The sequence below is a fragment of the Microbispora amethystogenes genome, assembly GCF_016863015.1.
Taxonomy (GTDB): domain Bacteria; phylum Actinomycetota; class Actinomycetes; order Streptosporangiales; family Streptosporangiaceae; genus Microbispora; species Microbispora amethystogenes.
Genome location: NZ_BOOB01000078.1, coordinates 1 through 9006 on the forward strand (window position 1 = coordinate 1; position 9006 = coordinate 9006).

General features: G+C 73.5%; 4 protein-coding genes. All 4 read left to right on the forward strand.

The annotated features are described in order from the left end of the window. The first annotated feature begins 391 nt into the window (after nt 1-391). Entirely contained in the window at nt 392-868 is a 477-nt protein-coding gene (locus tag Mam01_RS35485) for a flavin reductase family protein (protein WP_239101865.1), read from the forward strand. A gap of 632 nt (nt 869-1500) precedes the next feature. Continuing rightward, nucleotides 1501-1932: an SRPBCC family protein gene (locus Mam01_RS35490; RefSeq protein ID WP_117408109.1), complete on the forward strand. Its 432-nt coding sequence runs from the start codon at nt 1501-1503 to the stop codon at nt 1930-1932. 17 nt (nt 1933-1949) lie between these two features. Then, a complete protein-coding gene (locus Mam01_RS35495; RefSeq protein ID WP_204289603.1) occupies nt 1950-3362 on the forward strand; it encodes an NAD(P)/FAD-dependent oxidoreductase in 1413 nt (470 codons plus the stop codon). Nucleotides 3363-3380: 18 nt separating this feature from the next. Beyond that, nucleotides 3381-9006: type I polyketide synthase (locus Mam01_RS35500; RefSeq protein WP_204289604.1), on the forward strand; the 5626-nt coding region annotated here is incomplete at its 3' end.

The following is a 9006-nucleotide window of genomic DNA, read 5'->3' on the forward strand; positions in this document are numbered from 1 at the left end:
GAGACCTCAACGAGAGCCCTCTCAGACGAGGCGACCGGCAACGAAGCAGGAAGCCCGACCGGCGACGGTCGGAATCCCCTCCTCAAGGAGGGGATGATGTCAAGGTGCCAGTTAAGCGGCCCGGCGCCGCGGGAGAAAGCGTCGGAGGTCCATCTTGGGGCACGGCGGGCGCATCTGCAGGGTCTGTCAGGGGTGGTCCCGGTAGGGGTTGTCCGGCCGCCGGATCGCCGCCATCGTTGCCGCCGTGGGCTCCCCGCGCCCCGCCTGCGGCCGAATTCCGGTCGGTGTTAGGGGTCGGCAGGGGATGTGCCCGACGATGGCATGATGTGAAACTCAAATCGTGACAATGCAAGTGGAATCACTTATAGACGCAGGCGCCTTTCGCCAGGCGATGGCGGAACTCGTGGCACCGCTCACAATCGTCACGACAGTGGACGAGAATGGGCGTCGCTGGGGTTTCACTGCCAGTTCCGTCACGTCTGGATCCCTTGAGCCGCCGCTGCTGCTGGTCGGCGTGGACCGCCGATCGAGCTGCCACGCGGCCATCACCTCCTGCCGCGAGTTCGTGGTGAACGTCCTGGGCGAGCAGCACCGCGACCTGGCGAGGACCTTCGCCACCCACGGCGTCGACCGCTTCGCGGGCGGCGAACTGGGCTACTGGCCCGACTCCGACCTGCCCTGCCTGCTCGACGCGAAGGCGGCCTTCCGCTGCGTGTCGAGCGGCACCCTCGCGGTGGGGGACCACGACCTGCTGGTCGGGTCGATGGTGGCGACGCGACTGAACGTCGGCGGCACCCCGCTGCTGTGGTACCAGCGTGACTTCGCCCTGCCGGCCAGGGAGGCCGGTGTGGTCCGCAACCCGGTGTGAGTCACCGGCCTACCGTCCACGCGGCGCATCGCCGCGTCCGTCACCAGGCCCGTCACCAGGCCCATCAGCGGGGCTGTCATCGGGCTCGGCACCAGGCCCGTCATCGGGTTTGGCACCACCACGCCGTACCCTGCCCGGCGATGGCCGTCAGGGCGATCGGCGTCCCGGCACCCTGAACAACGGCCGCATGCAGGGCCAACGGCCGCACGCACGGCTGCCACGTCACGACGGCGCGTACGGGGGCCGCGCGAGCATGGACGGCGGCGCGACGACGGCCGCGGGGGAGAGCGCCTCGGGGGTGGCGCTCCGGCCCCGGCCGTCCTGTGAGCGAGCCGGCGGCTGTCCGCGGTCCTGGCCGGTGTCAGGCGCAGGGCATGGAGTGGCCGGCGATGAATATCGCGCACACTCCCACTATTAACCCCATTATGCGGGCGATTTCCCCCGGGCGCCGCACAGGGCGTTTCCCCTTGAAAAGGACAATTGACCCCTATCCCTGCTAAGCCAATGATAGGGGGCGAATCCTCTGGCGGTTCGGGGTTGCATCCCGATTCAATGAATCAGCAAATGAGCGTTCGCCGCCGTGGTCGACGGCCAGCTCACCCGAAGAACCCTGATGAGTGAAGAGGTACCTCATGCTGAGCCTTACGGAGTCAGCCACCATCACCGGCGACATCGCCTCAGTCTGGGAGACCGTGTCGGACCCGGCCTCGTGGGCGAGCTGGGACCCGCACGTCGACGTGTCGCGCTTCGAGGGCGACTTCGTGCCGGGCGCGGAGGGCTGGACCAAGCCGCGCGGCGCCCCGGGAGGCCCGTTCAAGGTGGTCGCGGTCATCCCCGGCAAGGAGTACTCGACCGAGTCGCCGATGCCCGGCGGGGCCATGGCGATCACCAACACCTATGAGCAGATCGGCGCCGGACAGGTCAGGGTGACCCGCCGGGTCCAGCTGACCGGCTGGTTCACGCCGGTCTTCAAGCTGTTCTGGGCCAAGGGCATGGCACGCGACATGCACCACACCTTCGCGGCGCTGGAGCAGGAGGCCCAGCGCCGAGCGGCGAGCGTCTGAAGCCGGGGAGTGCGACGATGACCCACGCGGCGATCATCGGTGGTGGGATGGCCGGGATGCTGGCGGCGACTGCGATCGCCCGCCACGTCGACCGGGTCACCATCATCGAGAGCGACACCTTTCCCAGCTCGCCCGCCCAGCGGCGCGGGCTTCCCCAGGGCCACCACAACCACATGCTGTTCGGCGGCGGGGCGATGGCGCTCGACACGCTGCTGCCCAAGACGACCGACCTGCTCTACGCGCACGGGGCGCACCACCTGCGGATCGGCGAGCGGATGGCGATGCTGTCCCCGCAGGGCTGGAGCCGGCGCTTCGACGGCGACCCCTTCGTCGTCACCTGCAGCCGCCCGCTGCTCGACCACGTCGTACGCCGCCAGGCGCTCAGCTACCACCGGATCACCCTGATCCAGTCGGCCAAGGTCGTCGGGCTGACCGGCGACGCCTCCCGGGTCACCGGCGTACGCGTCGAGCGTGACGGCGGGCCGGAGGAGACGATCGAGGCGGACCTCGTCGTGGACGCGGCCGGCCGCCGATCCGACTCTCCCCGCTGGCTCACCGACCTGGGCCTGCCCGAGGTCGCCGAGGACACGCTGGACGCCGGCTTCGCGTACGCGGGACGGTCGTTCCTGGCGCCGCCGTCCGCGGGCGACGACTTCCCGGGCATCCTGATCCAGGCCGACAACAGCACCGGAGAGCCCGGCCGCGGCGCCGCGCTGCTCCCCAACGAGGACGGCCGCTGGATCGTCGCGCTGATCGGCACCAGAGGCGCGCACCCGCCCACCGACGAGGAGGGCTGGCTCGACTTCGCCCGCAGCATGCGGAGCCCGATCATCGCGGACCTGCTCGTGGGCGCGACGCCGCTCGGCGAGATCCGGGCCTACCGCGGCCTGGCCAACCGGCGCAGGCACTTCGAGCGGATCGTCCCGGAGGGCTTCGTCGTGCTCGGCGACGCGGCGATGACGCTCAACCCCAACTACGCCACCGGGATGTCGATCTCGGCCTTCGGCGCGCTCGCGCTCCGGGAGGAAGTGGAGCGTACGGGGTTCACCGAGGGCCTGGCCCGGCGGGCGCAGCAGCGCATCGCGAAGGCCGGCGAGCCCTGGTGGGAGGTCGCGATCGGCCAGGACCGGTGGTTCCCGAACGTGCGGACCAACCTGACCCTCCGCGGCGGCGCGTCGCAGCTCAAGATGGCCGCGCGGTGGGGCCGCGTGGTCACCGAGCACCCCGCCATGGCCCGCGCGACCTACAGCGCGGCGTCCCTGGTGATCACACCCAAGAAGATGATGACGTTGCCGCTGCTGGTGGCGATGATGCGTGGACCGAAGCTGCCGCCGCTGACCGCCGAAGAGGCGATCGCGCAGTATCCCGGCTTCTCCGGCGTCCTCGACGCCGCACCCGCTGATTCGGCCGTTTCCCAGACCTCGGCATAGGGACCTCGCGGAGAAGAAATGGGCAACGAGGAGAGGCTGCTCGAATACCTCAGGCGGACCACCGCCGACCTGCGGGAGGCGAAGAGACGGCTCGCCGAGCTGGAACACCGGACCTCCGGCGAACCCGTCGCGATCGTGGGGATGGCGTGCCGCTACCCGCACGGGGTGGCCTCGCCGGAGGACCTGTGGAACCTGGTCGTCGACGAGGTCGACGCGACCTCGGCGTTCCCCGCCGACCGCGGCTGGCCGGAGGACCTGTACGACCCGGAACCCGGCAAACCCGGCAAGGCGTACACCCGTGAGGGTGCGTTCCTGTACGACGCGGGTGACTTCGACGCGGCCTTCTTCGGCATCTCGCCCCGTGAGGCCCTGGCGATGGACCCCCAGCAGCGGCTGCTGCTGGAGACCACCTGGGAGGCGTTCGAACGGGCCGGCATCGACCCGGGGACGCTGAAAGGCAGCGCCACGGGCGTGTTCACCGGGATGATGTACCACGACTACGCCGACGCGCAGGGCACCGGTTCCGTCGCCTCGGGCCGGGTGTCCTACGTCTTCGGCTTCGAGGGCCCCTGCGTCACGGTGGACACGGCCTGCTCGTCGTCCCTCGTCGCGGTGCACCTCGCCGCGCAGTCCCTGCGCGCGGGGGAGAGCACGCTGGCCCTCGCGTCCGGCGTGTGCCTGATGGCGAGCCCGGACGCCTTCGTCGAGTTCAGCAAGCAGCGGGCACTCTCCCCGGACGGCCGGTGCCGGTCGTACGCGGCGGCCGCGGACGGGACCGGCTGGGGCGAGGGCTGCGGCGTGCTGCTGCTGGAGCGGCTGTCGGACGCGCGGGCGAACGGTCACCCCGTGCTGGCCGTGCTGCGCGCGACGGCGACGAACCAGGACGGCGCGAGCAGCGGGCTGACCGCGCCCAACGGGCCGTCGCAGCAGCGGCTCATCCGCCGGGCGCTGGAGCACGCCGGGCTGTCGCCCGCGGACGTGGACGCGGTCGAGGGCCACGGCACCGGCACCAAGCTCGGCGACCCCATCGAGGCCCAGGCGATCATCGCGACGTACGGCCAGAACCGTCCTGAGGATCGTCCGCTGTGGCTGGGCTCCCTCAAGTCGAACCTGGGGCACACCCAGTCGGCGGCCGGTGTGGGCGGGGTCATCAAGATGGTGCAGGCGATCCGGCACGGGCTGCTGCCGAGGACCCTGCACGTGGACACGCCCACCCCGAACGTCGACTGGTCGGCGGGCAACGTCCGGCTGCTGACCGAGGCGACGCCCTGGCCCGAGGTCGACCGGCCGCGGCGTGCCGCGGTATCGTCGTTCGGCGTCAGCGGCACCAACGCTCACGTGATCATCGAACAGGCGGCCGAGTCTCCGGCCGCTTCCGATAGCGAGACCGACAGCGAGACCCCGGGCGAGCCCACGACGGGCTCGCCGGTGACGTCGTGGATCCTGTCGGCCAAGAGCCCGGAGGCGCTGCGCGCCCAGGCCGGGCAGCTCCGGTCCCACCTGGACGCCCTCCCGGAGCTGGAGGCGGCGGACGTCGCGCACTCGCTCGCGACGGCCCGCGCCCGCTTCGAGCACCGGGCCGTCGTCCTCGGCGGCGGCCGGGACGAACTGGTCGCGGGCCTCGCGGCGCTCGCCGCCGGCCAGAACGACGCCAAGGTGGTCACCGGTGTCGCGCCGGTGACCCGCCGCCCCGTCTTCGTCTTCCCCGGCCAGGGGTCGCAGTGGGCGGGGATGGCGGCGGACCTGCTCGACCAGGCGCCCGCGTTCGCTGGCCGGATGGCGGCCTGCGCGCGGGCGCTGGAGCCGTTCGTCGACTGGGACCTGTTCGCCGTGCTGCGGCGCGAGCCCGGAGCGCCGGGCTTCGACCGGGTCGACGTCGTGCAGCCCGTGCTGTGGGCCGTCATGGTGTCGCTGGCCGAGCTGTGGCGGGCCAACGGGGTCGTCCCCGAGGCCGTCGTCGGCCACTCCCAGGGCGAGATCGCCGCGGCCGTCGTGGCGGGCGCGCTGTCCCTGGAGGACGGCGCGCGGGTGGTCGCGCTGCGCAGCCGGCTGATCGGGGAGGAGCTCGCCGGACAGGGTGGCATGATGTCCGTCCCGCTCGGCGCGGAGGCCGCCACCGCCCGCATCGAGCGCTGGGGCGGGCGGCTGTGCCTGGCCGCGGTCAACGGCCCGGGCTCCGTGGTGGTCTGCGGAGACCCCGAGGCGCTGGCCGAACTGTTCACCGAACTGACCGGCGAGGGCCTGCGGGCCAAGAACATCCCGGTCGACTACGCGTCCCACTCCCAGTACGTCGAGGCCATCCGCGAGCGGCTCATCGAGATCCTCGCCCCGGTGACCCCCCGGCTCGCGTCGGTCGCGTTCTACTCCACGGTGACCGGCGACCTCGCCGACACCACCGCCTTCGGCGCGGAGTACTGGTACACCAACCTCCGCGAGACCGTACGGTTCGACGAGGCCACCCGGGCGCTGCTGCGGGACGGGTTCGACCTGTGGGTCGAGTGCAGCCCGCACCCGGTGCTGCGGCACGGCGTGGAGGCCACCTTCGAGGCCGAGGAGGCCGACGCCGCGGTGGTCGGGTCGCTGCTCCGCGACCAGGGCGACCTCACCCGGTTCCTGACCTCGCTCGCGAACGCGCACGTCTGCGGGGCGAAGGTCGACTGGACCGCCGGACGGCCCGCCGCGCGCGTGGTCGACCTGCCGACGTACGCCTTCCAGCGCGAGCGCTACTGGCAGAACCCGGAGTCGGCCGTCGAGGTGACCGCGCTGGGCCAGGAGCCCATCGACCACCCGCTGCTGCGCGCCGCCGTCGCCCTCGCCGACGGCGACGGGCACCTGTTCACCGGCCGGGTCTCGCTGAAGACCCACGCCTGGCTGGCCGACCACGACGCGCTCGGCACGGTGCTCGTGCCGGGCACCGGCTTCGTCGACCTGGCGCTGACCGCGGGCCAGCAGGCCGGCTGCCCGGTGCTCGAAGAGCTCACCATCCAGGCGCCGCTGATTCTGGCGGACGACGAGAGCGTGCTGGTCCAGGTCGTGGTCGGGCCCGCCGACGAGTCCGGCGCCCGCCCGGTCGCCGTCCACTCGCGCCGGGACGACGACCCCGACGGGCCGTGGACGTGTCACGCGTCCGGCGCGCTGCGCGACGGTGCCGAGACGCCGTACGGCGCCGACCTCGCGGCCTGGCCGCCGCGCGACGCGACCGCCATCGCGCTCGACGGCGCGTACGACCGGCTCGTCGATCGCGGGTACGCCTACGGCCCGGTGTTCCAGGGCCTGCGGGCGGCCTGGCGGCGCGGCGACGAACTGTTCGCGGAGGTGCGGCTCCCCGAGGAGGCCCACGCCGACGCCGAGCGGTTCGCGGTGCACCCGGCCGCCCTGGACGCCGCCCTGCACACGGCCCTGGTGACCGGGTCGGGCGACACCGTTCTGCCGTTCGCGTGGACCGGCGTCACGCTGCACGCGGTCGGGGCCACCGAACTGCGGGTGCGGCTGACGCCGGAGGGGCCGGACGCGGTGCGCCTGGAGGCGGCCGACGCCGCGGGCCGTCCGGTGCTGACCGTGGCGGGGCTGGTCAGCCGGCCGGTCTCCGCCGAGCAGCTGGCTCCGGCGGCGGAGACGAAGGCGCTTTCGCCGTACCGGATCGTCTGGCGGCCGGTCTCCGCGCCCGCCGACGTATCCGCGAAGGGTGCCGAGGTCGCCGTCTATCACTGCCCGGTCCTGTCCGGCGGTGGTGTGCCGGGCGATGTGCGGGAGACCGTCCGGCAGGTGCTCGCCGCGCTGCGCGACCGGCTCGCCGACGAGCGGGCCGCGACCGGCCCGCTGGTGCTGGTCACCCGGGGAGCCGTCGCCGTGGACGGCGGTCCCGTCGATCTGGCGCAGGCGCCCGTGTGGGGCCTCGTCCGGGCGGCCCAGGCCGAGAACCCCGGCGCGTTCGTGCTGGTCGACACCGACGATCCCGAGGTCGGCCCGGAGACGCTGGCCCGCGCCGCCGCCACGGGCGAGCCCGAGCTCGCGCTGCGCGACGGCGAGCTCTTCGTGCCACGCCTGGCGGTCGTCCCGGAGAAGGACGGCACGGTGGACGGCACGGCGGACGGCACGGTGGACGGCGGGGCGCTCGACGCTCCGGTGCCCGGCGGACGGGCGCTCGACCCGGACGGAACGGTGCTGATCACGGGTGGCACCGGTGGCCTGGGCGGGTGCGTGGCCCGGCACCTCGTCACCGCGTACGGCGTGCGCCGCCTGGTGCTGACGAGCCGCCGTGGCGACGCCGCGCCCGGCGCCGCGGAGCTTCGCGAGGAGCTGACCGGCCTGGGGGCCGACGTCGTCATCGCGGCCTGCGACGTGGCCGACCGGGCCGCGCTCGCCGCCGTCATCGACGCGATTCCGGCCGGGCACCCGCTCACCGGCGTCGTGCACACCGCGGGCGTGCTCTCCGACGGGGTGCTCGCCACCCTCACGCCCGACGACTTCGAGGCCGTGCTGCGGCCCAAGGCCGACGCCGCCTGGCACCTGCACGAGCTGACCGAGCACCTCGACCTGGCCGTCTTCGCCCTGTTCTCCTCGGTCGCCGGCACCATCGGCGCCGCCGGGCAGGCCAACTACGCCACGGCGAACGCGTTCCTCGACGCGCTCGCCGCCCACCGGCGCGCCTCGGGCCTGCCGGCGACCTCCATGGCCTGGGGCCCGTGGACCGGGGTCGGAATGGCCGACGCGCTCGACGAGCAGCACGCGCGGAGACTGCGGCGCGACGGGCTTCCGCCGCTCACCCCCGAGCAGGGACTGATCCTGTTCGACGCCGCGCTCGCCGCCGGGGACGCCCACCTCGCCCTGGTCCGCCTGGAGGCGGCCGGGCTGCGCGCCCAGGCGTCCGCCGACGCGCTGCCCACCGTGCTCGGCGACCTGGTGCGGCGGCCGCCGCGCCGGGCCGCGCGCGACACCGGGACGGCCGACGGCTCGCTCGCCGACCGGCTCGCCGGCCTCGGGCCCGACGAGATCGGCCGTACGCTGCTCGACCTGGTGCGGACCTGCGTCGCGGACGTGCTCCGGCACTCGTCGGCCGACGCGATCGAGCCGGACCGGGCCTTCAAGGAGTTGGGCTTCGACTCGCTGACCGCGCTGGAGATGCGCAACCGGCTCAACGCGGCCACCGGTCTCCGGCTCCCCGCGACAATGATCTTCGACTATCCGACGAGCCGCGCCGCGGCGAACCGCCTGGCCGAACTGCTCGCCCCGGCGGCCACGTCCGCCGCCGTCCCGGCGGCCCCATCGGCCGCATCGGGGACCGCGCCCGGGGCGGACGAACCGATCGCGATCATCGGCATGGCCTGCCGGTATCCCGGCGGGGTGGCCTCGCCGGAGGACCTGTGGCGGCTGGTCGCCGACGGCGTGGACGCGATCTCCGAGTTCCCCGCCGACCGCGGCTGGGACGTCGACGCGCTGTACGACCCCGAGCGCGGCGCGCCGGGCAAGGTGTACGCGCAGGGCGGCGGCTTCCTGTACGACGGAGCCGAGTTCGACGCGGCCTTCTTCGGGATCTCCCCGAACGAGGCGCTGACGATGGACCCGCAGCAGCGGTTGCTGCTGGAGACCTCGTGGGAGGCGATCGAGCGGGCCGGCATCGACCCGGGCTCGCTGCGGGGATCGG

Coding starts and splice junctions, on each gene's coding strand:
- Mam01_RS35485 (WP_239101865.1), top strand. CDS start 392: ATGGCGGAACTCGTGGCACCGCTCACAATCGTCACGACAGTGGACGAG.
- Mam01_RS35490 (WP_117408109.1), top strand. CDS start 1,501: ATGCTGAGCCTTACGGAGTCAGCCACCATCACCGGCGACATCGCCTCA.
- Mam01_RS35495 (WP_204289603.1), top strand. CDS start 1,950: ATGACCCACGCGGCGATCATCGGTGGTGGGATGGCCGGGATGCTGGCG.